This is a genomic window from Microbacterium sp. (genome assembly GCF_031178525.1).
Classification (GTDB): Bacteria; Actinomycetota; Actinomycetes; order Actinomycetales; family Microbacteriaceae; genus Microbacterium.
The window spans coordinates 1-24,796 of the sequence record NZ_JAPSJA010000014.1 but is presented as its reverse complement, the minus strand read 5'-3'; the positions used below and the strand labels follow the sequence as shown (position 1 = coordinate 24,796).

24 protein-coding genes and 1 tRNA gene are annotated in these 24,796 nt (G+C 68.2%); 13 read left to right on the top strand and 12 right to left on the bottom strand.

Annotation, left to right across the window (positions count from 1 at the left end; translation table 11 throughout):
* Positions 1-57: 57 nt before the first annotated feature.
* Positions 58-1,011 (top strand): prephenate dehydratase, encoded by a 954-nt coding sequence (gene pheA / locus RIF89_RS02320; protein WP_309067551.1) that lies wholly within the window; start codon positions 58-60, stop codon positions 1,009-1,011.
* Positions 1,012-1,034: 23 nt separating this feature from the next.
* Here the strand turns inward: pheA and RIF89_RS02315 are convergent, their stop codons facing one another.
* Positions 1,035-2,087 carry an LLM class flavin-dependent oxidoreductase gene (locus tag RIF89_RS02315; RefSeq protein ID WP_309067550.1) on the bottom strand — a complete coding sequence of 351 codons (1,053 nt, stop codon included), beginning with the start codon at positions 2,085-2,087 and terminating at the stop codon, positions 1,035-1,037.
* Positions 2,088-2,160: 73 nt separating this feature from the next.
* Here RIF89_RS02315 and RIF89_RS02310 point away from each other — a divergent pair, with 73 nt between their 5' ends.
* On the top strand, positions 2,161-3,912 hold the full coding sequence (locus RIF89_RS02310) for a sodium:proton antiporter (protein ID WP_309067549.1): 1,752 nt from the start codon (positions 2,161-2,163) through the stop codon (positions 3,910-3,912).
* 183 nt (positions 3,913-4,095) lie between these two features.
* Here the strand turns inward: RIF89_RS02310 and RIF89_RS02305 are convergent, their stop codons facing one another.
* The 3 genes from RIF89_RS02305 to RIF89_RS02295 are packed head-to-tail and all read right to left on the bottom strand — an operon-like array spanning position 4,096 to position 5,572.
* Positions 4,096-4,323: a helix-turn-helix transcriptional regulator gene (locus tag RIF89_RS02305; RefSeq protein WP_203136527.1), complete on the bottom strand. Its 228-nt coding sequence runs from the start codon at positions 4,321-4,323 to the stop codon at positions 4,096-4,098.
* Positions 4,320-4,946 carry a hypothetical protein gene (locus RIF89_RS02300; protein ID WP_309067548.1) on the bottom strand — a complete coding sequence of 209 codons (627 nt, stop codon included), beginning with the start codon at positions 4,944-4,946 and terminating at the stop codon, positions 4,320-4,322. The genes RIF89_RS02305 and RIF89_RS02300 overlap by 4 nt, the downstream gene beginning before the upstream one ends.
* Positions 4,946-5,572 carry a hypothetical protein gene (locus RIF89_RS02295; protein ID WP_309067547.1) on the bottom strand — a complete coding sequence of 209 codons (627 nt, stop codon included), beginning with the start codon at positions 5,570-5,572 and terminating at the stop codon, positions 4,946-4,948. Before RIF89_RS02295 ends, RIF89_RS02300 begins: the two co-directional genes overlap by 1 nt.
* A 226-nt stretch (positions 5,573-5,798) precedes the next feature.
* On the opposite strand from RIF89_RS02295, the gene RIF89_RS02290 reads away from it, so the two are divergent.
* The 6 genes from RIF89_RS02290 (at position 5,799) to RIF89_RS02265 (ending at position 11,808) form a co-directional block, all read left to right on the top strand.
* A complete protein-coding gene (locus RIF89_RS02290; RefSeq protein WP_309067546.1) occupies positions 5,799-8,327 on the top strand; it encodes an ATP-dependent Clp protease ATP-binding subunit in 2,529 nt (842 codons plus the stop codon).
* A 95-nt stretch (positions 8,328-8,422) separates the two neighbouring features.
* Positions 8,423-8,938: an amino-acid N-acetyltransferase gene (locus tag RIF89_RS02285; protein ID WP_309067545.1), complete on the top strand. Its 516-nt coding sequence runs from the start codon at positions 8,423-8,425 to the stop codon at positions 8,936-8,938.
* A 104-nt stretch (positions 8,939-9,042) separates the two neighbouring features.
* Complete coding sequence (locus tag RIF89_RS02280; protein ID WP_309067544.1) at positions 9,043-9,717, top strand: APA family fibronectin-binding glycoprotein; 675 nt, start codon at positions 9,043-9,045, stop codon at positions 9,715-9,717.
* A gap of 97 nt (positions 9,718-9,814) precedes the next feature.
* A complete protein-coding gene (locus RIF89_RS02275; protein ID WP_309067543.1) occupies positions 9,815-10,120 on the top strand; it encodes a hypothetical protein in 306 nt (101 codons plus the stop codon).
* A gap of 154 nt (positions 10,121-10,274) precedes the next feature.
* Complete coding sequence (locus RIF89_RS02270; protein WP_309067542.1) at positions 10,275-11,156, top strand: manganese catalase family protein; 882 nt, start codon at positions 10,275-10,277, stop codon at positions 11,154-11,156.
* Between the two features lie 238 nt (positions 11,157-11,394).
* A complete protein-coding gene (locus RIF89_RS02265; protein WP_309067541.1) occupies positions 11,395-11,808 on the top strand; it encodes a dehydrogenase in 414 nt (137 codons plus the stop codon).
* Between the two features lie 112 nt (positions 11,809-11,920).
* Here the strand turns inward: RIF89_RS02265 and radA are convergent, their stop codons facing one another.
* Together radA and RIF89_RS02255 are read right to left on the bottom strand one after the other, a co-directional pair.
* Positions 11,921-13,279: a DNA repair protein RadA gene (gene radA / locus RIF89_RS02260; RefSeq protein ID WP_309067540.1), complete on the bottom strand. Its 1,359-nt coding sequence runs from the start codon at positions 13,277-13,279 to the stop codon at positions 11,921-11,923.
* A gap of 71 nt (positions 13,280-13,350) precedes the next feature.
* Positions 13,351-14,307, bottom strand: coding sequence for an L-lactate dehydrogenase (locus tag RIF89_RS02255; protein WP_309067539.1), 957 nt, complete (start codon positions 14,305-14,307; stop codon positions 13,351-13,353).
* Between the two features lie 83 nt (positions 14,308-14,390).
* Here RIF89_RS02255 and RIF89_RS02250 point away from each other — a divergent pair.
* A tRNA-Ser gene (locus tag RIF89_RS02250) sits at positions 14,391-14,481 on the top strand.
* Positions 14,482-14,949: 468 nt separating this feature from the next.
* Here the strand turns inward: RIF89_RS02250 and RIF89_RS02245 are convergent.
* Positions 14,950-15,108, bottom strand: a complete 159-nt coding sequence (locus RIF89_RS02245; RefSeq protein ID WP_309067538.1) for a hypothetical protein — start codon at positions 15,106-15,108, stop codon at positions 14,950-14,952.
* Between the two features lie 136 nt (positions 15,109-15,244).
* Between RIF89_RS02245 and RIF89_RS02240 the strand changes: the two genes are divergently transcribed.
* On the top strand, positions 15,245-15,784 hold the full coding sequence (locus RIF89_RS02240; protein WP_309067537.1) for a hypothetical protein: 540 nt from the start codon (positions 15,245-15,247) through the stop codon (positions 15,782-15,784).
* A gap of 96 nt (positions 15,785-15,880) precedes the next feature.
* On the opposite strand, the gene RIF89_RS02235 is transcribed toward RIF89_RS02240, so the two are convergent.
* The 4 genes from RIF89_RS02235 to RIF89_RS02220 all read right to left on the bottom strand — a co-directional run bounded on the left by RIF89_RS02235 (position 15,881) and on the right by RIF89_RS02220 (position 21,276).
* Entirely contained in the window at positions 15,881-16,039 is a 159-nt protein-coding gene (locus RIF89_RS02235; RefSeq protein ID WP_309067536.1) for a hypothetical protein, read from the bottom strand.
* A 25-nt stretch (positions 16,040-16,064) separates the two neighbouring features.
* Complete coding sequence (locus RIF89_RS02230; RefSeq protein ID WP_309067535.1) at positions 16,065-17,009, bottom strand: GAF domain-containing protein; 945 nt, start codon at positions 17,007-17,009, stop codon at positions 16,065-16,067.
* Between the two features lie 685 nt (positions 17,010-17,694).
* Positions 17,695-19,188, bottom strand: coding sequence for a toll/interleukin-1 receptor domain-containing protein (locus tag RIF89_RS02225; protein ID WP_309067534.1), 1,494 nt, complete (start codon positions 19,186-19,188; stop codon positions 17,695-17,697).
* 672 nt (positions 19,189-19,860) lie between these two features.
* Entirely contained in the window at positions 19,861-21,276 is a 1,416-nt protein-coding gene (locus RIF89_RS02220; protein ID WP_309067533.1) for an MFS transporter, read from the bottom strand.
* A gap of 362 nt (positions 21,277-21,638) precedes the next feature.
* On the opposite strand from RIF89_RS02220, the gene RIF89_RS02215 reads away from it, so the two are divergent.
* The gene (locus RIF89_RS02215) at positions 21,639-21,857 is read left to right on the top strand and encodes a cation transporter (RefSeq protein WP_309067532.1); all 219 of its coding nucleotides are present in this window, start codon (positions 21,639-21,641) and stop codon (positions 21,855-21,857) included.
* A 411-nt stretch (positions 21,858-22,268) separates the two neighbouring features.
* Here RIF89_RS02215 and RIF89_RS02210 read toward each other — a convergent pair whose 3' ends face one another.
* Entirely contained in the window at positions 22,269-22,934 is a 666-nt protein-coding gene (locus RIF89_RS02210; RefSeq protein WP_309067531.1) for an SDR family oxidoreductase, read from the bottom strand.
* 246 nt (positions 22,935-23,180) lie between these two features.
* On the opposite strand from RIF89_RS02210, the gene RIF89_RS02205 reads away from it, so the two are divergent.
* Positions 23,181-24,227 carry a TerC family protein gene (locus tag RIF89_RS02205; protein WP_309067530.1) on the top strand — a complete coding sequence of 349 codons (1,047 nt, stop codon included), beginning with the start codon at positions 23,181-23,183 and terminating at the stop codon, positions 24,225-24,227.
* A gap of 97 nt (positions 24,228-24,324) precedes the next feature.
* On the top strand, positions 24,325-24,796 hold a 472-nt coding region (locus tag RIF89_RS02200), incomplete at its 3' end, for a CNNM domain-containing protein (protein WP_309067529.1).

The following is a 24,796-nucleotide window of genomic DNA, read 5'->3' as shown; positions in this document are numbered from 1 at the left end:
CGGGGCGCGGGGGGCCCGGGCCCGACCGCCCTTCGCCCCGGGTCTAGGCTGAAGCCCATGCCGTCGGATGCCGCTCCTCGTCGCACGTACAGCTACCTGGGTCCCGCCGGCACCTTCACGGAGGCCGCGCTCGACCAGGTCCCCGAGGCCCGCGGCCAGATCTGGCACCCCGTGCACAATGTCGGCGAGGCGCTCGCCGCGGTCGCGGAGGGGCGCAGCGACGCGGCGATGATCGCGATCGAGAACTCGATCGACGGCGGCGTCTCGACCGCGCAGGATGCGCTCGCGCGGATCCCGAACCTCCGCATCGTCGGCGAGTATCTCGTGCCGGTGGAGTTCGTGCTCGTCGGCGCCCCCGGCGCGCGGATCGAGGACGTCACGCTCGTGAGCGCGCACCCCGTCGCGTACGCGCAGTGCCTGGGGTGGCTGACCGCCAACCTGCCGGCGCACCAGCACGTGCCGGCCGCGAGCAACGTGGCCAGCGCGGTCGGCGTGCTCGACGGATCGAGTCCCGCCGACGCCGCGATCGCTCCGCCCGGTATCACGGCGCATCACGACGTCGAGGTGCTCGCGCGCGGCATCGGCGACAACCCCGACGCGGTGACGCGCTTCGTGCTGGTGACGGGGCCGACCGCGCCGCCCGCTCCGACCGGGGCCGACAAGACGAGCGTCATCGTCGAGCTGCCCGAGGACCGCGCGGGAACGCTGCTCGAGATGCTTGAGCAGTTCTCCACGCGCGGCATCAACCTGAGCCTCATCCAGTCGCGCCCGATCGGCGACGCCCTCGGCCGGTACCGCTTCGTGATCGACGCCGACGGCCACATCCTGGATGAGCGCATGGCCGACGCCCTCATGGGCCTGCGCCGTTTCAGCCCGAACGTCGTGTTCCTGGGCTCCTACCCTCGAGCGGATCGCGCAATCGTGCAGTACCCCGGCCGCTATTCGGACGAGGTGTTCGTCGAGGCGCGCGACTGGCTCCGCGACCTCATCGCCGGCGCGCCCGACGCCTGATCAGAACCTGCCGGTCACTTCCCTCAGCGCAGGGCGCCGATCAGCAGCTCGAGGGTCTGCTCGCGGCCGAGGGTGGCGTCGAGCGGCTCGGACGCGTACGCGCCCGCGGCGGGAGAGATCATGACCTCCTCCACGTCGTAGCGCGCGGCGAAGTCGCGCAGCGCGCCCGCGACATCCGGTCCCGTGCCGACGAACCAGCGCGCGCGGTTCTGGTCGATCATGCTCTGCTCGAGCGGATCGGACGGCGCGGCCAGCGCCTCGTCGACCGTCTCCATCGCGCGCATGGGCTTGTTGGTGCGGAGCCGGGCGAACTGACGCAGCTGCGGCAGGGCGCGGGCGTCCGCCTCCTCCTGCGTCGGCGCGGCCACGACGTTCGCGGTGATGAAGCTGCGCGGCGCCGGGTTGTTCTCGGTCGGCTGGAACTGCGAGCGGTACAGCTCCATGGCGCGCTCGAGCCCGTCACCCGCGAAGTGGTTCGCGAACACATAGGGCAGGCCGTACGCCGCGGCGAGGGTCGCGGAGTAGTCGCTGGATCCCAGCAGCCAGACATCCGGCACGCCCGTGGCGGCGGGCGTCGCGTGCACGTCGTACTCGCCGCCGCTCGTGAAGCGCACGGTCGCGCCCTCGGGGCCCACGAGCTTCAGAATGTCCGTGATGTGCTGCGGGAACTGGTCGACCTCGCTCGTCGTGCCCGAGCGGCGCAGCAGCTGGGTGATGACCGGATCGCTGCCGGGCGCGCGTCCGATCCCCAGGTCCACGCGTCCGGGGGCCACGGCCTCCAGGGCCGCGAACTGCTCGGCGACGATCAGCGGGGCGTGGTTGGGCAGCATGACGCCGCCGGATCCGACCCGGATGCGCGAGGTGCGCGCGGCGGCGGCCGCGATCAGCACGGGCGGTGCCGTGGAGGCGACCGCGGGCATGTTGTGATGCTCGGCGAACCAGTACCGCCGGTAGCCGAGCTCGTCGGCGCGCCGCGCGAGGCTCATCGAGGCGGCGACCGCCTGAACGCTCGACTGACCGGTGCGAACGGGCACCAGGTCGAGCACGGACACGGCGGGGATCACTTGCTCGCTCATCCTCAGAGCCAACCGACGCGATCCGGATGGCATTCCCGAACGCGACGTGGCGGGCCGCGACTAGCCTGATCGCATGAACCCCGAGATCATCTACGTGCTCGTCGGGGCCCTGGCGGTCGGCGCTCTCGCGCGCTGGCGGGGGTGGCCGGCGCCCCTGCTGATCACGGTCGCGGCGATCCTGGTCTCCCTGATCCCCGCGGTGCCGGTCGTCCGGATCGACGGCGATCTGCTGCTGAGTCTCGTCCTGCCGCCGCTGCTGTACTCGGCCGCGCTCGAGGTTTCCTTCGTCGGCTTCCGCCAGAGCATGCCGCGCATCCGCCGGCTCGGGGTGGGCCTCGTCGTCGTGACCGCCGTCGCCGTCGGTCTCGTGGCGTGGTGGATCCTGCCGGAGCTGACGCTCCCCGGCGCCCTGCTGCTGGGCGCGATCGTGGGCCCGCCCGACGCCGTGTCCGCCGCCGCGATCGGACGCAAGCTCGGGCTGCCACGCCGTCTGATGACCGCCCTGTCGGGCGAGAGCCTCATCAACGACGCGACGTCCCTCACCCTCGTGCGGGTGTTCGCGGCGATCCTGGCGGGCGCCACCGTGACCGTGTGGTCCGGGATCTGGCAGTTCCTGGTGGCCGTGGTGATGGGCGTGGGGGTGGGACTCCTTCTCGGCGTCGTCCTGCATCAGCTGCGCGTGCGGCTGGACGATCCGGTCGTCGTCGGCACGGTCGGGCTGCTCGTGCCCTTCGGCGCCTATGCGATCGCTGAGCATCTCGGTGGATCCGGCGTGCTCGCCGTCGTCGCGATGGGGATGTACGTCGGGTACAACGCCCCGAAGACGGACTACGCCACGCGCCAGCAGGATCGGCCGCTGTGGCTCTCCGTCGACTTCATGCTCGAGAGCTTCGTGTTCGCCTATATCGGCCTGCAGTTCCCCGGCGTGGTACGCGAGCTCGGGGAGGATCAGGCGGGCACCACGATCGTGCTCTCGCTCAGCGTCTTCGCCGTCGTGCTGCTGGTCCGGCCGATCTTCGTCTACGCGGCGTACTCGTGGGGGCGGTTCCTGCAGGGAGTCCGTGTCGTGCGGTGGAAGCACAGCCTGGAGCAGTTCCGCCGCGACCCCGATCACCCGCGGGCGAAACCCGTGCGCAGGCGCCGCGAACGGATGGAGCGACGCGGCGTCGAGCTGAACGAGCGCAGCCTGCGCCAGCGGCTCTTCGAACCGGTGCTGAGCGTCCAGGAGCGCGCGGTGCTGTCGTGGGCCGGCATGCGCGGAGTGGTGACGCTGGCGCTGGCAGCGGCACTGCCCGAGCTCACCGGTGACGCCATGCCGGAGTCGCACGTGCAGAAGCTCATGGTCGTCGCGTTCGTGGTCACCGTGGGCACGCTTCTGCTGCAGGGGCTGACGCTCGCCCCTCTCATCAAGCGCCTCGGTGTCGGCGCGGAGGACGAGTTCCGGCGGGACGCGCAGCAGGTCGCGGCCGTGCTGGAGCGCAACCGCGAGGTCGGCAAGGCCTACCTGCGCGCACAGCGGGGGAAGTGGCAGGAGCGCTACGGCGACCGCGGTGCGGAGGTCTTCGACCGGCTGGCGAAGGCGATGCTGCGCGTGCAGAGCGGCGCGGACGCCGCGGCGGAGTTCGATCAGGATGCGGAGGGCCCGCGCCCCGGCTACGACGACATGGTGGAGCTGCGCCGCGGCTGGCTGGAAGTTCGCCGTCGCACCCTGATCGAGGAGCGGGACCGCGGAAACCTGGGCGAGGAGGTCATGCGCGAGCTCTTCACCGCCATCGACGCCGAGGAGCTCGCGCTGGACACCCGCGGCGCCATCCCGCGGGAGTGACGCTCGGGCATTCGGGCGGCTCGGCTTCGCCCCCGAACGGCGCGCCAGGGTTCGGCCGACCCGCCCCGCGCCCGGGCCCAGCACGCCTCCGGAGATCTGCACGCCTCCGGACGGATCCGCGCGGACGGATCCGGATCCGTGCAGATCTCCGCGCCCGAGCCTGTGCTGGTGCCGGGCGTGCCCTCAGTCGGCGCGCACCAGCAGGTCGCCGATCTCGCAGTCGAGCGCGCGACAGATCGCGGACAGCGTCGAGTACCGGATCGCCCGCGCGCGGTCGTTCTTGAGGACCGACAGGTTCACGATGCTCACCCCGACCAGCTCACTGAGCCTCGTCAGCGTCATCCCTCGTTCGGCGAGCAGCTCGTCGAGCCGGCAGTGAACGCCGGTCGGCTCGTCGTCCGCCGGGCTCACACCAGCCCCTCGGTGTCGCGCTGCAGGCGCTCGCCGGCGGCGAAGGCCACCCCCATCGCACTCAGCGCGAAGATGAGGAACAGGTTCAGGAAGAAGCCCGAATCCGTGGCCGTCTCCTGGAACACGTCCTGATCCAGCGCGGCGCGGACATGGTTCATGACGACGAGGTCGAGAGGGAAGCGCGCGGCGAGGTCGAGCGCGAGGGCCGCGCCGCAGATCGCGATCAGCCTCGTATTGCGCGCGTCGAAGGCGACGCCCCGCGCGAGATTCAGGGTGAACAGCGCCGCGGTCGCGAGCGCCACGAGCATCGCCGCGCCGTGGATGAGCGGTTCTGCGATCAGCGCCGCATGCACGCCCCCCGTCACATCGCTCAGCAGCACGGTGCCCGAGTCCGCCCAGGCCGTGATCCCGCCGCCGTCCGCCGTGAATCCGAGCGCGGCGACGTCGCGCGCCAGCGGAAGCTCGATCGGGATGTCGACGTTCGGGATCACGGCGCCCAGTCGCTGCACGGTCTCGAGCACGATCGACACCGCGATCACCACGGAGAGCGGGAACAGGGCGATGAACGACCAGCGGTCACTCTGTGCGAACAGCTCGGGACGCGCGGGTTGTGGGCTCGTCATCACACCAACCCCTCCGTGTCGCGCTGGAGGCGGCTGCCGATGCCGAACGCGCCCGCGATCAGCGCGAGCGCGAAGCCCCAGCCGATGGGAGCGAGGTCGAGCTCGAGCAGGAAGAGCGAGAACGGCTCCGCCCCCGGACCATCGGTCGCGAGGAACTCCACCGCGGCCGCGCGCGCGAACGCTCCCAGCAGCTGTCCGACCGTGCCGCCCACAATGACCAGCACCGAGACGACGGCGATCGCGGTCGACATTGCCCGTCGGAAGGGGCGTGCGCGCATGAGCGACACGGCCAGCCACCACGCGATCGCGCAGACGCCGATCGTCGCGATCGCGGGGAGGACGCTCTCGGCCCACAGCATCGACCGGATGCCGGCGGGCAGCACCGAGAAGGTCACGGATGCCGTCTCATACGCCGACCCGACGACCGGCTGAGCGCCGCCGAGGGGAGCGCCCGCCTCCTCCGCCGCAATCGGCATCTGCGAGATCGTCACCGCCTGCTCTGTCGCCCCGATGGTCGACAGGACGATCGCGACGAGCGCGCCGATGCCGACGCTCGCGGCGCCCGTTGCGATAAGGCCGAGGGCGAAGCCGTCGCCCCTGCTCGTCACCTGGTTGGCCGTTGTCACGTCCGTCTCCTGTCTCGTGCGGCATGCGCGTGCCGATGCGCATTAATATCGAAAAACGATAACAACGAGAATCGATAAGTCAAGACTTTCGCGACATCGGCTCCCGCGGAGCCGCGCTATGCCCAGGGCGAACAGCGGACCGCGCGCGGCTCGCGCTGGCTACCGTGGAATCACGGCGCGGCCCAGGTGTGGGCCGACGTCGCCGGCCTCGCCTAGGAGGAGTGAGATGTTCGAGAGATTCACCGACCGTGCCCGTCGTGTGGTCGTCCTCGCCCAGGAAGAGGCGAAGATGCTCAACCACAACTACATCGGCACCGAGCACATCCTGCTCGGCCTGATCCATGAGGGTGAGGGAGTCGCCGCGAAGGCGCTCGAGTCGCTCGGGATCTCGCTCGACGCCGTCCGCGAGCAGGTCCAGGACATCATCGGTCAGGGCCAGCAGCAGCCGACGGGGCACATCCCGTTCACGCCGCGCGCGAAGAAGGTGCTCGAGCTGTCCCTGCGCGAGGCGCTGCAGCTCGGCCACAACTACATCGGCACCGAGCACATCCTGCTCGGCCTCATCCGCGAGGGCGAGGGCGTCGCCGCCCAGGTGCTCGTCAAGCTCGGCGCCGACCTGAACAAGGTGCGCCAGCAGGTCATCCAGCTGCTGTCGGGATACCAGGGCAAGGAGCCCGTGGGTGTCAACGCCGGCACGCAGCAGGAGAGCGACAGCTCCAAGGGCGGCTCGCAGGTGCTCGACCAGTTCGGCCGCAACCTGACGCAGGCCGCGCGCGACAACAAGCTCGACCCGGTCATCGGGCGCGAGAAGGAGATCGAGCGCGTCATGCAGATCCTGTCGCGCCGCACCAAGAACAACCCCGTGCTGATCGGCGAGCCCGGTGTCGGCAAGACCGCCGTGATCGAGGGCCTCGCCCAGGCGATCGTCAAGGGCGACGTGCCCGAGACGCTCAAGGACAAGCAGCTCTACTCGCTTGACCTCGGATCGCTGATCGCCGGATCGCGTTACCGCGGCGACTTCGAGGAGCGCCTCAAGAAGGTGACCAAGGAGATCCGCACGCGCGGCGACATCATCATCTTCATCGACGAGATCCACACCCTCGTGGGTGCAGGTGCCGCCGAGGGCGCCATCGACGCGGCGTCGATCCTGAAGCCGATGCTCGCCCGCGGCGAGCTGCAGACCATCGGCGCCACCACGCTCGACGAGTACCGCAAGCACTTCGAGAAGGACGCAGCGCTCGTGCGCCGCTTCCAGTCGGTGAACGTCGCGGAGCCGTCGCTGCCGCACGCCATCAACATCCTGAAGGGCCTGCGCGACCGGTACGAGGCCCACCACAAGGTGCAGATCACGGATGGCGCCATCGTCGCGGCCGCGAACCTCTCCGACCGCTACGTGAGCGACCGCTTCCTGCCCGACAAGGCGATCGACCTGCTCGACGAGGCGGGTGCCCGCCTGCGTCTGTCGATCCTGTCGTCGCCGCCCGAGCTGCGTGAGTTCGACGACAAGATCGCCAACGTCCGCGAGGCCAAGGAGGCCGCGTCGGAGGAGCAGGACTTCGAGAAGGCTGCGGCTCTGCGTGATGAGGAGAAGTCGCTGCTCGCCGAGCGCCTGCGCCTCGAGAAGCAGTGGCGCTCGGGTGACGTCTCGACGGCCGCGACGGTCGACGAGGGCCTGATCGCCGAGGTGCTGGCTCAGGCCACGGGCATCCCCGTGTTCAAGCTCACCGAGGAGGAGACCAGCCGCCTGGTCTTCATGGAGAAGGCGCTGCACGAGCGGGTCATCGGCCAGGAGGAGGCGATCGCCGCGCTGTCGAAGACGATCCGTCGTCAGCGTGCCGGCCTCAAGGACCCCAAGCGTCCCTCGGGCTCGTTCATCTTCGCCGGCCCCACGGGCGTCGGAAAGACCGAGCTGGCCAAGGCGCTGGCGGAGTTCCTGTTCGACGACGAGGGCGCGCTGATCTCGCTCGACATGTCGGAGTTCGGTGAGAAGCACACGGTCTCCCGGCTGTTCGGCGCCCCTCCCGGCTTCGTCGGCTTCGAGGAGGGCGGGCAGCTCACCGAGAAGGTGCGCCGCAAGCCGTTCTCGGTCGTGCTGTTCGATGAGATCGAGAAGGCGCACCCGGACATTTTCAACTCGCTGCTGCAGATCCTCGAGGAGGGTCGTCTGACCGACGGTCAGGGCCGTGTGGTCGACTTCAAGAACACCGTGATCATCATGACGACCAACCTCGGCTCGTCGGCGATCGCCGGTGGCCCCGTCGGCTTCCAGGTCGAGGGTGACACGACCACGACGTACGAGCGGATGAAGGGCAAGGTCGACGAGGAGCTGAAGCGTCACTTCAAGCCCGAGTTCCTCAACCGCGTGGACGACATCATCGTGTTCCCGCAGCTGTCGAAGCCCGAGCTGGTGCAGATCGTGGACCTGTTCACGAAGCGCCTGAACCAGCGCCTGCTCGACCGCGACATGACGCTCGAGCTGTCGCAGGCCGCCAAGGAGCGCCTGATCGAGATCGGCTTCGATCCCGCGCTCGGCGCGCGTCCGCTGCGTCGCGCCATGCAGCACGAGATCGAGGACCGCCTGTCGGAGCGCATCCTGAACGGCCAGCTCGACACGGGGCACCACATCAAGGTCGACGTCGAGGACGGCCGGTTCGTCTTCGAGAACGCGCCGCGCGGCGAGAGGGTCGCCGTCGGCGTGAACACCGGCGGCGGCGCGATCAGCGCGACGCCTGACATCACCGCGAACGCGAGCTGACGATCCGGATTCCTCGGAAGGGGGCGGTGCCTGCGGGCATCGCCCCCTCCGCCGTTTCAGGCGGTGGTTCAGGTTCGCGCCCATAGGCTGAGAGCGTGACCGACATCGCGACCGCTCCCTTCGTGGTGCGCGCCGCCCGCGCGGCCGACATGGTCGACATCCATCGGATGCTCGAGCCGCTCGTGCAGGAGCGCATCCTGCTGGGCAAGGACCTCGTCGTGCTGTACGAGGCGACGCAGGAGTTCCTCGTCGCCGAGGCCGACGGCCGGGTCATCGGCGCCGGGGCCCTGCATGTGATGTGGGAGGACCTCGGCGAGGTGCGCACGCTGCTCGTCGATCCCGAGTGGCTGCACCGCGGCGTCGGACGCGCGATCGTCGAGGGTCTCGAGCAGCGCGCACGCGAACTCGGCCTCAGTCGCCTCTTCTGTCTGACCTTCGAGGTCGATTTCTTCACGCGGCGCGGGTTCTCGCCGATCGGCGAGCAGATCGTGGATCCGGATGTCTACTCGCAGCTCGTGCGCAGTCGCGACGAGGGTGTGGCCGAGTTCCTCGACCTCGCGCACGTGAAGCCCAACACGCTGGGCAACACACGCATGCTCAAGCTGCTGTAGCCCCCGACTGCGACGAGGCGACAGGGGCGTGCGCGAGGCGCCGAGACGGGTCGCGCGCGCGTGCCGCCGGGACCGCTCAGGAAGCCCGGCATACCCTGGAACGCGTGGGAGAACAGCCGCGTCGTCGACACTCGCCCGCCGTGTACCGGCGGCGCAGGATCGCCGTGCTGCTGCTCGCCCTGATCGTGATCGCGGGCATCGTCTGGCTCGTGATCGCGCAGCCGTGGCGCGCGCTCGCCGACATGCTCTCCGCGCCGGCGCCGAGCCCCACGGCGACCGAGACGGCGGCGACGCCTTCAGCCTCCGGCTCGCCCTCGCCGAGTGCGACCCCCGCGCCGAGCCCGTCGCCCAGCTCGACCGAGCCCGCGAAACCGCAGCCGTGCGATCCGGCGGTGATCGACCTGGTGCCGGTCGTGCACGGCGAGACGTTCGAGACCAAGCCGGTGACGCTGAGCATCCGGCTCACCAACACCGGGTCCGTCGACTGCACGCTCGATGTCGGCACGTCCAAGCAGCGGTTCGTGATCACGAGCGGTCAGGACACGTGGTGGCGCTCGACCGACTGCCAGAGCGAGCCGAGCGACATGATCGTGACCCTCGCGGCCGGTCAGACGGTCGAGAGCGCGGAGCCGCTGACGTGGGACCAGACGCGGTCGGACGTGTCCACGTGCGGCAATGAGAACCGGCCGCGCGCGCCGCGCGGCGGTGCCGCGTACCACCTCCACGTGGAGGTGGGCGAGGTCAAGGCGAAGCAGACGGCGCAGTTCTTCCTGCGCTGAGCGGCAGCTTCCCGGGCGGGTCGAGCGACGCGTCGATGACGGGCCGGGCGACAGGAGAACTGGCGGTCGCACCGCGGGAGCTTCTACGGTGGTCTGCATGGGCACGCTCTACTACGGTTCCCAAGGCACTCCGATCGACATCAACGACCGTGCGCTCGCGCATCTGAAGGCCGTGATCGTCGCGAAGCTGCGGCGGGGCGAGGCGTTCACGCTGTCGCTGCAGCACGAGGACGGCAGCGGCCGCAGCACGATCTGGCTGAGCGCGGCGATTCCGATGCGCTTCACGTTCCAGGACGCGGAGCGGCCCGAGCTCAATCCGCAGTGGCTCGAAGAGCTCGCGGAGTCGGCCAATCTGCTCGGCGGTATCACGCTCGTGCCGGAGAAGCTCGAAGCCGAGGCCTGAAGCGAGCTCGCGGGTGGCGGGTGTCGCCGCCTCCCCCGCGGCGCATGATTTCATCTCATCCGCCGCATGTAAACCGCATGGGCGCACGCGTCGAACACGTCTTCACTGGAGCTCCAACCAACCAGTGACCGCCCTCGGGCGGGAAGGAGCACGTATGTTCTTCCACAGGCAGGAACTCCAGCACACGGTGAAGCCCGAGGCGCCGGATGCGGTGTACGCGCGGAAGCTGCAGGAGGTGCTGGGCGGCCAGTACGGCGAGATCACCATCGCGATGCAGTACCAGTTCCAGGCGTGGAACATGCACATCCCCGGCAAGTACCGCGACCTCGTCTTCGGCATCGGGGCCGAGGAGATGGGGCACGTCGAGATGCTCGCGATCATGATCGCGCAGCTGCTCGAGAAGTCGCCGCTCGGCATCACGGAGGACGCCGTGCAGGGCGACCCGACGGTCGCCGCGGTGATCGGCGGCACGGACGTGCAGCAGGCGATCGTCGCCGGCGCGGGAGCGCGTCCCGTCGACAGCAACGGCAACCCGTGGCAGGGCAGCTACATCACCGCGAGCGGCAACCTGCTGGCCGACTTCACCGCGAACGCGAACGGTGAGATGCAGGGTCGCCTTCAGGCTGCGCGTCTGTACCACATGACCGACGACAAGGGTGTGCGGGATCTCCTCGCGTTCCTGATCGCTCGGGACACGATGCACCAGAACCAGTGGCTGGCGGCGATCGAGGAGCTCAAGGAATCGGGCGCCGAGGAGCTGCCCGTGCCGAGCAACTTCCCGCAGTCCAAGGAGCACGGCGAGGTCGCGTACCAGTACCTGAACTTCAGCGACGGTGCCGCGGCAGCGGAAGGCCGCTGGGCGAGCGGTCCCACGCCGGACGGCAAGGGCGAGTTCTCGTACCACGACGGCCCGACGACCAGCGCGCCGATGCCGCCGCCCACGCACCCCGACTCGCGCTTCTACGGCACGACCGAGCTGCCGAACGTCGTGGAGAAGATGGCGGGAGCGGTGCAGGACAAGCTCAAGAAGGAGTAGTTCAGCGCCACACGGAGAAGGCCCGGAGCGATGCTCCGGGCCTTTCACGTCGTCCCGCGCAGGCCCCCAGAGGCGCTGAGCGCCGAACCTGCTGTAGAGCGCGGTCTTCCACCAGTCCCCACCGATGCCGCGCCCGAACGGGCATGACAACAGTATCAATCGTGGTTTTGCGAACCTGACAGAATGCTTGAACCCTGCTGGCCGGAGGTTTAGATGTGCGTAGCCGTAGGCTGAACGAATGGTGTCCAGGAAGCGTGCCAAGAAGGCTCCCGATGTCGACTTCCGGTCGGAGGCGCTCGCGCAGGCGCTCGAGCGGCAGGACATGGCCGCGGTGGCGCTGGCGCTGCGCAACGGCAACACGGTGGTGCCCCTGCTGAAGCCCGGAAAGCGCGACGATCCTCTGGACGGCGGCGAGGTGTGGACGTACCGGGACCCGCAGACGGGACAGGTCGCGCTGCTGCTGTTCAGCGATGCGAAGCACAAGCCCGACAACCTGCCCCCCGGCATCGGGCTGTACTCGCCGGCGTGGCTGCGCTCCTTCCTGTCGAAGCACCGCGACACGATCACGACGGTCTTCCTCGACATCGCCGGCCCTCACCCGATGCAGGCTTCTCCGGCCGACCTGCTGGACGCGCTGGATCTCGGCGCCTAGCCTCGGGCCATGGAGATCCTGCTCGCCGCCATCTGCTTCGCGGGTCTCGTGCTGCCGGTCGCGCTGGCCGCGTTGCCCAGTCAGCGCCGCCGGATGCGCGACGGCCGCTGAGTCAGAACTGCGGAACGTCCTCCAGGGCGGGCGGTCTGCCCTGTGCCCGCATGTCGTCGAGCGCGGCGCGCAGCTTTCCCGAGCGCTCGTCGATCACGCGCTCGTAGCCGAGACGCGCGGCCTCGCTGCGACGCTGCGCCGCAGCCGAGACGGGACGCACCTCACCGGCCAGGCTGAGCTCGCCGACGGCGGCGATCTCCCGCGGCGTGGCGCGGTGCAGCACCGATCCGGCGACCGCGATCGCGATCGCGAGGTCGGCGGCCGGCTCGGTGAAGCGGATGCCGCCGACGGTCGAGACGTACACGTCGAGGTCGCTGGTCTTCACGCCTGCGCGTCGCTCGAGCACCGCGAGCACCATGGCGACGCGGGAGGCGTCGACGCCGTGGACGACGCGCCGTGGGTTCGGCGCGCTCGACGGGATCGTGAGCGCCTGCACCTCGACGGGCATCGCACGCCGCCCCTCGAGCGCGATCGCGACGCACGTGCCCGGTTCGGGCGAGCCGTGCGAGAGGAAGAGTCCGCTGGGGTCGGGCACCTCGGCGATGCCGTCACCGGTCATCTCGAAGCAGCCGACTTCATCAGTCGGACCGAAGCGGTTCTTCAGGGCGCGCACGAAGCGCAGCGCCGTCTGCCGGTCGCCCTCGAACTGGCAGACCACGTCGACGAGATGCTCGAGCAGGCGGGGGCCGGCGATCTGCCCGTCCTTGGTGACGTGGCCGACGAGGATGATCGGCAGCCCGCGATCCTTCGCGACCCGGATCAGCGTGGAGGCCACCTCCCGCACCTGCCCCGGCATGCCGGCCGCGCCCTCCGACAGCGAGGAGGACACGGTCTGCACCGAGTCGACGATCACCAGCTGCGGCTCGACGCTGTCGATCTGCCCCAGCACGGTCGCGAGGTCCGTCTCGCTGGCGAGATACAGCTCATCGTGCAGCGCGTTGGTGCGTTCGGCGCGCATCCGCACCTGGGCGGGCGACTCCTCGGCGCTGATGTAGAGCACGCGGCGGCCCTCCTGCGCGGAGCGCGCCGCGACCTCCAGCAGCAGCGTGGACTTGCCCACGCCGGGCTCGCCAGACAGCAGGATGGCCGCCCCGGGCACGACGCCGCCGCCCAGCACGCGGTCGAACTCCGCCACACCGCTCGGGCGGCGCGGCGCCTCGGTCGTGTCGATCTGCGTGATGGGGCGCGCCGCGGCGGTCGGGATCATGGGGTCGAGGCGGCGCACGATGCCCGTCTGCTCGGCGGCCTCGACGACGGTTCCCCACTGCTGGCACTCGGCACAGCGACCCACCCACTTCGCGGCCGTCCATCCGCACTCGGTGCACTTGTACGCGGCGGGGGCGGATCGCTTGGTGGCCATGGCTTCAGCGTAGGCGGGGCTTCGGACATCCGTTCGAAGGCCCGCCCGGCCGCGCGGACAGCGGGCCGCGGTCAGCGGCCGCGCACCTGGTCGGTCGTCGCCGAGATCGTCTCGGCCGAGGCGTGCAGCAGGCCGAGCTCGGACTCGGAGAACGGCGTCTCGAAGATCGGGAAGGCGCCCTTCGCCCCGACCACGGACGGCACCGACAGTGCGACGCCCGAGAGGCCGTGGTAGTCGCTCAGCACGGTCGACACCGGCAGCACCGCGTGCTCGTCGCGCAGCACCGCCTCGGCGATCCGCGTCGCCGACAGGCCGATCGCATAGTTGGTTGCGCCCTTGCCCTCGATCACCTTGTACGCCGCGTGTGCGACGTCGTACGCGAGCTGGTCGAGCTCCTCGCGGGTGACCGGCTCGGCGCCCTCGGGTCGCCAGTCGGCAAGCGGGACCGGGCCGATGGAGGCGGTCGACCACAGTGGGAACTGCGTGTCGCCGTGCTCGCCGACGATGTGCGCGTGCACGGAACTCGCCGACACGCCCATCCGCTCCGCGAGCTTCCACCGCAGGCGCGAGGTGTCGAGCACGGTGCCGGAGGCGAAGATCCGCTCGGGCGGCAGGCCGGTCTGCTCCTGGGCGAGGATCGTGAGCACGTCGCAGGGATTGGACACGATCACGAACACCGCGTTGGGCGACGCCTCGACGAGCTGCGGGATCATCGTCGAGAAGATCCGCGCATTCGTGCCGACGAGCTCCAGCCGCGTCTGGCCGGGCTGCTGCGCCGCGCCGGCGGTCACGATGACGACGTGAGACCCCTCGGTCACGGCGATGTCGGCGGAGCCCTGGATGTCGCTGGCGCCGGTGAAGAGGGATCCGTGCGCGAGGTCGAGCGCCTCGGCCTCAACCTTCGCCGCGTTGATGTCGTACAGCGCGACATGACGTGCCGCACCGCGGATGAGCGCGGCGTAGGCGGTTGCCGCGCCGACGGCGCCGGCGCCCACGACGGTGATCTTCGCGTTCTCGATGACGGCCATGGCCACATCCTGACAGTGGATCCCCAGCGGCGTAAGGCCCCGCCGATTTGTCCGCCCCGTGAACCTCCCGTAAACTCGACCACGGTGACGTGTCCGAGCGGCCGAAGGTGCAACTCTCGAAAAGTTGTGTAGGGTAACCCCCTACCGTGGGTTCAAATCCCACCGTCACCGCCACTTTTATCCCAGATCAGCGCCCACTTCGGTGGGCGCTGATCTGCGTTTGGGTAAGAATCGGGTAAGCCATGCTCGCCCCACAAGTTGCGTCTAATCGGGCATTTAGTGCGGGTGTGAACGGGAGTCGACCGAAAGTGTCCCACCGTAGGTCGTCCCAAAGTGGGCTCACCCACTAACGAGCACAGGGCTATGGGTGTGCGCAGGACCGCATCGACGGTCGACGACAGCGCGAGAGCCGGCCGAACCGATCGTCTCCGACGTGGTCGATGTTCTTGCCGACGCCCCACCCGGTGCACGACTGGCACCGCCGGAATCGGCGCCCTGCAGTAAGAGGCCGCCAAGGACGCCGCCCACCGCCTGCGGCAGCACCGCGAACGGCAGCAAACCAAGAACAGGCAGCGACCGACGCCGCAAGTGCGCCAGCGGGGACTGCGCGGCCCTGAGCTATGACCGTCGCGCGTCGGTCTCTTACAGCCCCGGCAGCACATGAGCGAGGAGCGTCGCCGTCGCGCCGATCACCACAAACTCGACACTCACCCGCAGACGCAGCTCAAGAGAGCCACCCAGACCTGTGCCCCGTCGGTCGAAGCGGTGCTTGCGCTTCTTCTTACGATCTACACTCGTCATGTCTTCATCCCTTCGAGCTAACGCGAAACAGAAGACGCTGGCCCGTTCCTGTTGCCGCAGGGCGGGCCTCTTCTGTCTTCGTCTAGCCTGCGGACGACCCCAGACACAATTGGCCGAACCGTGTAACACTTATCGAGTGTCACGAGGCCATGGCATCGTTCAACGATCGATCCTCGACATGCTGCGCTCAATGCAGGAGTCGCAGAACGTGCCTCCGTTGACCTGGTTCACCAAAGCCGGGCTCGCTCTCGACGAGGTTTCGCGCCCGTCGTTCTCGCGAGCGGCCGTGCGGCTCCAGCAAGACGGCTTCATCGAGCGCGGGCTGGCGCTGCTGGACGCACCGTGGACGGGGAGTGCTCGAGAGCTGCGCCGGCCGAAGGAGCGCGTCTGGCTCGTCGTCCGCCTCGTTGCGGACGACGAGCAGAAGGAGGAGCTGCGCCAGCTGCGCGCTCGTCTCAATCAGATGCCTCCGCGCAGCGCGATGCACTACCGATACAGCAACTGGCTGAACTGTTGGCAAACCTCCGGCGCTGTTTCTGCCGATTACCCCTGGTTAGCCTCGCTATCGGCGGCTGGGGGAAGGCAGGAAGCGGAGTACCTCATGGCTCAGGTGCATCGCATGAACACCAGCCTCCTCATTGATGAGGAGGCAGAACCGGCTGGCCAAAGTGCGTAGCCAATCCTATCTGCAAGGTCCGCGGAGGGTGCGGTTCGTCGGAGTGTGAAGGCACGCCTGATGGCCCGCGCAGCCGCAGGCCATGACTAATGCGACTTAGCGGCCGATCTTGGTGGATGTCGAGACGCGCTTACCCGTCACCGTTGACGGCTTCACCACGGTGGACTTGGTGACCGTCGATCCGTTGATGCTGCGGAGCACGCCATAGCCACCGGAGGTCTTGACGACCTTCCACTGTCCCGACTTTGCTGCCATAGCGACAGTGTAGGGCCGGGGACCCTCACCGCGTCGGTTCTGTGTCGTCCGGTTCGGGGGTGTTTTGGTCTTGGCCGACCTCAAAGGGGATCGACATGAGCTCCGCGGTGAGTTCCGTGAGGGCCACGTCACTATCGTCGAGCGACCCGGCTTTGGGTGCGTCGAGGGAGACCATGCCGTAGACGCCGTTGTCGGTCCAGATGGGCACGGAAATGAAGGTGTCGTAGCCGGACGCGGTGCCCTCGTAGCCGTCAGGCTTGCGTCGGCGGAGGTTCGGATAGAACGCAGTCCGGCGAAGCTCAAGGAAATCCAGTGCTGCATCGCCCCGGACGGTTCCGGCCTCGAACGGACGCGGTTTCTCACCGCGGCCCGCGTGCCCGATCGACTCCATCGTGACTGGATCGGAGTCGGTGTTGAGCAAGTACACCGCCGCGCGCGGTCGATCGGCGTGCTCGGCGACCATCGCTTGCAGCGCGCTGACCGCAACGTGCGCGACCGATCTCAGGTAGCCGGGGCGCTCCTCCAAGGGTTGCTGGGCCATGTCGGCCGTTGTCGAGGCGAAGGGCATCAAGGCGTCGCGCAGCTTAACGAGCTGCGCGCGCTTGGCGGCCCCCACGGCCTCACGCTGCGCCTTATCGGCGCTGTCGAGTTGCGCTCTCGTCGTGCGGAGGGCCGTGGTGAGCTCGTCGTTCGTCCGCTCTAGCGCGCCCTTCCTACGGGACTCCTTGTGCTTCCCGAGGATCGCAACGGCGACCGCCACCAGGGCGCAGAGCCCCGCGAGTACGTACCACCCGAAGGACTCGGTCGCCCAGAACGGAAGAGGAGGTGTTCCTTTGGGTGTCTTGACCGGCGGGACCGCGCGCGCGACGGCCAGGAAGTGGGCGGATGCAGCGGCACCGAGAATCGGTACACCGACCGTGAAGGCGGTCCACAGTCCCGTGCGCCAGCCCGGCGTTGTCGTCTCTGCCACCGCTGCATCGTATTGGCGCGGAACCCCATCTCCGCGACGGCGCACCTGAGGTTGGAGAGTGGCCTGCCAGGGCGGCGGCGCGAATCGGGTACAGGGGCAGGTGGCAGCCCCGCAATTGGGGACCATCGACACATCGGACATGGCAAATGTCAAGCTCGCTCGCGTGGCATCGGGCTGGTGAGGAACGACCTCCCTCGCCCCGAAAAGAAGTGACGCAGGTTAGGTGAACTGGGGAAGGTCGCCGCCAAGGTCACCAACGCAGGAGCCAAGAAGTTCCTAGACGAGGCAATCTTGTGCCTTCGCGTCAGTGCCCTTCGCGCCGCGATCGTGTTCGTCTGGATGGGCGCGATGGCCGACCTCAAGGATCGGATTTGGACCCACGGCGGGCATCGACAACGCGCAGAAGATCGTGCTCGGCCACGCACGGGACCTTCGCAACCAGTGCGGTCACCCGAACACCTACTGGCCGAGCGTTTCCAAGGCGAAGGCTCACGTCGAGGACACAGCGGGGATTCTGTGGATCTGACGCCACAGCACCCAGCTGGCCGGAAGCATCTGCACGGCACTCGCGAATCGAGACCGTGAGGAGCGAGCTGGAGATGCGATCAGGATGATCGTTCTTCGCGGCGTACGCGGCATCGATCTCGGTCCCGACTTTGCCGAGGCGATCGCCGAAAGGCTGCGGTTAATACGTTCTCTCGCGGACGTGGACCGCCATGGTTGCGACAGCCTCAAGTGCCGCAATCGCTCGTTCGGATGAGCCGCCGAACAGTCCCGCGAGAAGCGGAGTCCAGCCTGCGCCTTGAGCGCGCACCTCCTCAAGCAAGACCGTCTCTGGCCCGCGATCGCTGTGTCTGTGACGCCAGGTGTAGCGGCCATAACCGCCGTGCGGTCCGTAGAAGCGCTCCGTCTGCGCGCGGGCATCCTCTGAGATCGCGTCGAGCAACACTTCAGCTTGGTCGAACGCTCCCGCGTAGTCTGCGTCGCTCGCGAAGTGCTGTTGATAAAGCGGAGCAAGCACGGTGAAGAGGTGGTCCGAGACAGGGGTGAGACGGCGTCCCCCTCGCGCTTGGAGTAGCTCATCGATCTCTTCTGACGTGGGCATAGCTCCGTCGTCCTCAAGGCAGAGGACGGTTCCGGGCACGCGCCACCGGTCGATTCCGACGATGCTTTGACTTCCGGACGTGAGGATGAATGGCACCCGTTCATGGCCGGGCAGCGACATCTGAACGTCGGCAGTTGCTGCCCGGAGCATCGAATAGTTCTGTTTCGCAAGCGCTCCCAGGACGAGCGCGTATGTCATGAGGGCCGCAGGGTACTCGTGCGCCACGGTGAAGATGTCGCTGGAGATGTCTGGGGGTGGCGGGGTCGCGATGATCTGCATTGTTCGTGTCAACTCTTGCTCATGCGTCTGTGACCCATACATCGCGATGAGTTTCAACGGAACCAGTGCTGGCGCGATTAGGTCGTCGTAGCGCCTGATGCGCTGCACCCAGGAGCGAGTGAGGCCTTCATCGAGTTGTGTGACTCCGGGAGGGACGTTGAGTGGGAACGCGTCTCGATCCGCCAGCGCCCTCACGATGGGGGTGCGGAGATCCGACAGATACTCGTCGTAGTCCATGACAAGCGCCGGCTTTCGCAGCAACTCGCGCACGCTTTCGACTACATCGCTTCCCGCGCGCCTCGCCTCGACGGCGGCGTCTTTGACTGAGGCCGGCGGTGTGCCGGGGGAAGCGCCCATTGCGCGCTGAATGGCCACTACTAGACGAGCGATCTGGGCGGTCTTCCCAGGTCCGAAGAGATCGGCGCGGTGGATCGAACGACCGAGCGTTCGTCCTGCTCCGAGATCAAGCTCTGGAATCTCGCACTCGTCGAGTCTCGCTGTCATGAGCCAGGATGCTCCGGGCGGGCGGAGCCGATACTCCTCGGCGGCGAGCGTGAGCTCTTCGTACTGGTATGACTTGTCACGTTTCGCGAGGTTAGATGAGAAGCAAGCGAGGAACACGAAGGATCCGCTACGGATCGCGTTCCGAATTTCGGCCTGCCAGTCGTCACCTGGCCACAGCTTGTCCTTATCCCTCCAGACGATGAAGTCAGCAGCCTCGAGCGCTGCTTGGAGGTCATCGATCTGGTCCGAGTCCTCGGAGATGTATGAGATGAAGACATGGTCGCTCGGCACGGAGTCAATCTAGCGAGGGGAAATGACATCGCGGGCTGGGTGCGTAGATCAAGCTTCAGTCTCCTGCGCTCCTTTCGCGAAGCATGGCGCGTCTCCCCGGCTCTTCGAGCGGCTGGCGTGGTTCAAGACTTCTCCGAGCCGTTGAGGGCGAGGGCTTCACGATCTGTTGCTCGCCCGTTACGTGCGCGTAGACCTCATCGCGATGTGGCCGTTCGGTCGACCGATTGCTGTGGAGCGATCTAGGCCGCCAGCGCACGGCGCCGAAGTCCACAGCCCTTCGCGGGCTGCATCCGTGGGTAAACCAGTGGGTAAACCTGCCGACACCGAGCGGCTCTGGACGTCCAGTCAGGAAAGGTCACTTGCCGCGTCGTGACAGGCAGATCAGGCAGTAGTGCGGGTCTGAAATCGGATTCGACAAGAGTTCAAATCCCACCGTCACCGCCGTTTGGGCGGGAGCTGGGTGACGCTTCGGGTGGATCGAAATGCGTCCGACCAACCCTTTGATGCTGGTGCGATCAGCGCGGGGAAGTGGCGTCCCGTCGGGCGTCGACAGGCGTCGCCCTTCCCCTCGCCGCCGCAGCGCTGGTGCACGCGGTCGCCCGACGGCGTCGCGCGGGGGGCGATCCCCGCCGCCCCACGCCGTCGGTACGACGTTGCGACGAGTACGAAGGTTCAGCTGTTCTGGCCCGTGGGGCTGCGCCGGCTGAGGGTGAGCAGAGCGAGAACCGCCGCGGCGACGAGGACGCCGCTTCCTGCCATGAGAGCGTTCTGGTAGCCGGCGATGAGCACCTCATCGGTTGAGGCGCCGCCTGCTTCGACGCCGGTGCCGACCCGGGCGGCGATGCTCGCCAGGATCGCGAGTCCCAGGGCGACGCCGATCTGCTGTGAGGAGTTCAGCAGCGCCGACGCGATGCCGGCTTTGTCGGCATCCACCCCGTAGACGGCGGCGTGGGTGAGTGTCATCACGCCGGTGCCGAACCCGATGGCGACGATCAGCATGCCGGGCGCGATCGCCGTCCAGTACTGCGTCTCGAGCGTGATCCGGGACAACCAGAAGACGCCGGCTGCGCTGAGGAGCGCCCCGAGTGCGGCCACCTGACGCGGAGCGATCCTTGTCAGCAGCTTCGGTCCCAGTCCCGCACCGACGACGATGCCCAATGCGAACGGGAGCCAGGACAAACCGGTCAGCAGCGGACCCTGTCCCAAGACGTGCTGCATGTAGAGCGTGATGATGTAGAACGTGCCCATCGGGCCGATGGCCAGGCCGAGCATCGCGAGGTAGGCACCCCACCGGTTGCGGTCCGCGAACAGGCTCAGTGGTAGCAGCGGCTGACTGCTGCCACGCTGGGTGAACACGAAGATGACCATCAGCAGCGCCCCCGCCGCGAGCAGTCCGTGGGCGAGTGGGTCAGAAAGACCCTCCTCGCCGAAACGAGTGACGGCGTAGACGAGGGCGACCATGCCCCCGGTTCCGAGCGCGGCTCCGAAACCGCCGAGGCGTCCGGTGTGACGCTCCCCGGCGATCAGGGTCCGGGTGCCCGCCACGACCAGCAGTCCGATCGGGACGTTGATGAAGAACACCCAGCGCCAGTCGAGCAGCTCGGTGAGGACACCGCCGAGGAGCAGGCCGATGACGATGCCCAGGCCGGACATCGCCCCATAGAGCGACAGCGCGGTGTCGCGCATCTTCCGGGTGTCGAACGTCGTCGCGATCCGTGCGAGCGCGTTGGGGGCGGTCAGCGCAGCGCCGACGCCCTGAACTGCACGAGCGACGATGAGCATCATCGTGTCCTGCGCGAACCCGCCGGCGAGGGAGGCGGCGACGAAGAGGACGAGACCAACCTGAAGTGTGCGCTTTCGGCCCCAGAGGTCACCGATCCTGCCGCCGAGCAGCAGCAGCGCGCCGAACGCCAGGATGTACGCATTCACGACCCACGGCAGGTGCACGGGGGTGATGCCGAGCTCGTCCTGGATGTCGGGCAGAGCGATGTTCACGATGGAGTCGTCCAGTACCAGCATCAGCTGGGCCGTCGCGATCACGAGCAGGGCGATCACGTGATCGCCCGTCTGCTGCTTCTGAGCTGTCAACTCTCATCCTTCGGTCGTTGCAATCGGCGCACGGGAGCCACGCCACAGCCGGTAACCAGATACCCCCTAGGGGTATCTATCGGCCGACTCCCCAGATACCCCACAGGGGTATGTAGGATGGGCGCGTGCACGAGTACGCGGACGACGGGCAAGCGCCACTGACGAGGCTGCGCCGCGCCCGGGGACGGGTGCCGGGGATCGCGCGGATGATCGCGCGTTTCGTGGGCTCCTGAACGCCATCACGGAAGGACATCATCATGACGGTCGAAAGAGTCGAGCTGGGCCTGAAGGACACCGCCAACGGATGCGCCTGCTGCGCGACCCCAGGTGCCTCGACGGAGGGGCGGTCTGCCGAGGCGGCTATGTCCACCACGTTGCTGGTGGACGGCATGACGTGTGCGCACTGCGTCAGCAGCGTCACCGAGGAGCTGTCCGCTGTACCCGGCGTGGAGGAGGTATCGGTCGCCCTCACAGCCGGGGGAACCTCGACGGTCACGGTGCGAAGCGCCGGTCCCGTCGACGACGCCGCCCTGCGCGCCGCCGTCGCAGAGGCCGGCTACGCCATCAGTGGCACTGCCTGACACCGCCAACGCTGCATCTCACTCCTGCATCCCCCGGGTAAGACGCGATTTCATGGCGCCGGCCCTGCGCTCCGTGCGATGGAGCATGGACTGGATATCGGCAGACCGGTGACTCACGGGCGTCCGCCACGTCAAGAGGGATCTTGTCGCGCCGTACGGGCCGTGCAGTGCTTCCCCAAGAGCCGCCGATGATGACCGGGGGGAGCATGGAGCGCTGGGCTCCGCTCCTGCTGCCGTCCTCCTCCTCGGCCTCGGGACCCTGCTGCGGTTCGGGCGCCGCATGGCGTGACGCCGTCATGTGCGCGCGACGCGCGCGGGATCGGCGGTCCGGTGCAGGTGGTCACGCGACCACCTGCACCCGCCGTCGCCTATGTGGGCGGCGACAGCCTCAGCACGGTCGCATCCGACGAATCAGAACCGGGCGGAGAAGCCGCCGTCCGTGTGGAGGAGCTGCCCGCTGATCCAGCGCCCCTCGTTCGACAGCAGGAATGAGACGATCCCGGCGATGTCCTTCGGCGTTCCTGCTCGACCGAGCGGTTGGTAGGACGTCAGGTTCTCGCGCGTCTCGTCGTCCATCCATCCCGTGTCGATCGGTCCGGGGTTGACGACGTTGGCGGAGATCGATCGAGAACCCAGCTCGCGGGCCGCCGAGATGACGATCCGGTCGAGCGCACCCTTCGACGCGCCGTAGGGAAGATTGCCGGTCGTGTGATCGCTTGTGAAGGCCACGATGACCCCGCCCGTGACGTCGACCTGCCGAGCGAAGGCAGCGATGAGGAGAAGGGTCGCGCGCGCGTTCACGGCGACGTGCTGGTCGAAGCTCGCTGCGGTCGTGTCGAGGATGCCGGACTCGACGTCGTGCGCATGACTGAGCACGAGGGCTGACAGCGTCCCGCGTTCACGGGTGATCCGCTCGATGAGCGTTGTGGGTGCTGCGGCATCGGACAGATCGCACGGGTAGTCGCCCGTCGTGAGGTCGCTCGTGACGACCGTCCAGCCGTCCGCCTCCAGCCGAGGGACGATGCCGGCGGCGATGCTGTTGGCGCGGGCGGCTCCGGTGACAAGCGCGAGGGGCATAGGTCGAGGCTAGTTCGCCGCTGGCAGGGGCCGGATCGACGCGCTCCGCGCCGGCGGAAAGCGCGATTCAGGGGCTTGTCAGAAAAGCTCCCTCCGGGATCCCCTATCCTCTGAAGTCCAAGGGGAGTACTCCGGCACGGTCGGCTCGTCAGTTCGGATGCACGTCGCATCCCGGGCCACCGGTCCTCAGTCACGCGGATGGAGAAGACCTTGACGCCGCTCAGTCGCGCCAGGTCTGGAGTCTTCTTGCATATCACCCCTCTCGTGTGGGTCATCACGATCGCGGTCACGATCGCGTTCTTCGTCTACGAGTTCTTCACGCACGTCCGCAGGCCCCACGAGCCGACGATCGGCGAGTCGGCCCGCTGGTCGGCGTTCTACATCGGCCTTGCGCTGCTGTTCGGCGTCGGGGTCGGCATGCTCTCGGGCTGGACCTACGGCGGTGAGTACTTCGCCGGCTATCTCACGGAGAAGGCGCTGTCGATCGACAACCTCTTCGTCTTCCTGCTCGTGATGACGGGCTTCGCGGTGCCGAAGATCTACCAGCAGAAGGTGCTGATGATCGGCATCGTCATCGCGCTGATCCTGCGCGGCATCTTCATCGCCGTGGGCGCCGCCCTGATCGAGAACTTCTCGTGGGTCTTCTACGCCTTCGGCGCGCTGCTCCTCGTACTCGCGTACCGGCAGGCGTTCGGCGACCACGACGACGACCCCGCGAACGGACGCTTCATGCGTCTCGTGCGCCGCATCCTGCCCGTCACCGACGAGTACCACGGGGATCGGCTCACGGTCCGGATGGACGGTCGCCGGTTCGTCACCCCGATGCTGCTCACGATCATCGCGATCGGCTTCGTCGATCTCATCTTCGCGGTGGACTCCATCCCCGCGATCTACGGGCTGACCGAGGAGGCGTACATCGTCTTCACCGCGAATGCGTTCGCGCTGATGGGCCTGCGGCAGCTGTACTTCCTCATCGGAGGCCTGCTCGAGCGCCTGGTCTACCTCGCCCAGGGGCTGGCTGTCATCCTGGCCTTCATCGGCGTGAAGCTCGTGCTGCACGCGATGCATGTCAACGAACTGCCCTTCATCAACGGGGGTCAGCCGATGCTGTGGGCACCCGAGATCCCGATCTGGTTCTCCCTGCTGTTCATCGCCGCCACCATCGCGGTCGCGACGGCGGCGAGCCTGCTCAAGACGCGTCGTTCGCGGCCGGCACCCTCGGCCGTTCCGGCTCGGGCCGCCGACGACGCCCCCGCGACCGAACCGCCCCTCCCCAGTAAGGAACAGTCATGAACGCTCCGCGCGGATCTGAATCCACCCCCGACCCCGACAGACCCGGCGCCCGGGAATCCCTGGGCACCACCTCCCGCGAGCGGGGAGGCGACGTCTGATGGCCGACCTGCTGTGGAACATCGCGCTCGTCATCCTCTTCGTCCTCGTCGGCGGCGTGTTCGCCGCCACCGAGATGGCGCTGGTCACGCTGCGCGAGAGCCAGATCAACGCCATCGCCGCGCGCGGTCGCCGAGGAGCGAAGGTCGCGAACCTCGCGCGCAACCCGAACACCTTCCTGTCGGCGGTGCAGATCGGCGTGACGGTGGCGGGCTTCGCCTCCGCGGCGTACGGCGCCACGTCGATCGCTCCGTCGGTCGCTCCGCTGTTCGTGTCGTGGGGCGCGCCCGAGGCGCTGGCGATGACGCTGGCGACCGTGGCGCTCACGCTCGTGATCGCCTACCTGTCGCTGGTGCTGGGCGAGCTGGCGCCCAAGCGCCTCGCCATCCAGCGGAACGCACAGTTCGCCTACGCTGTCGCGCCCGTGCTCAACGGCTTCGCGACGATCATGAAGCCGGTGATCTGGCTGCTGT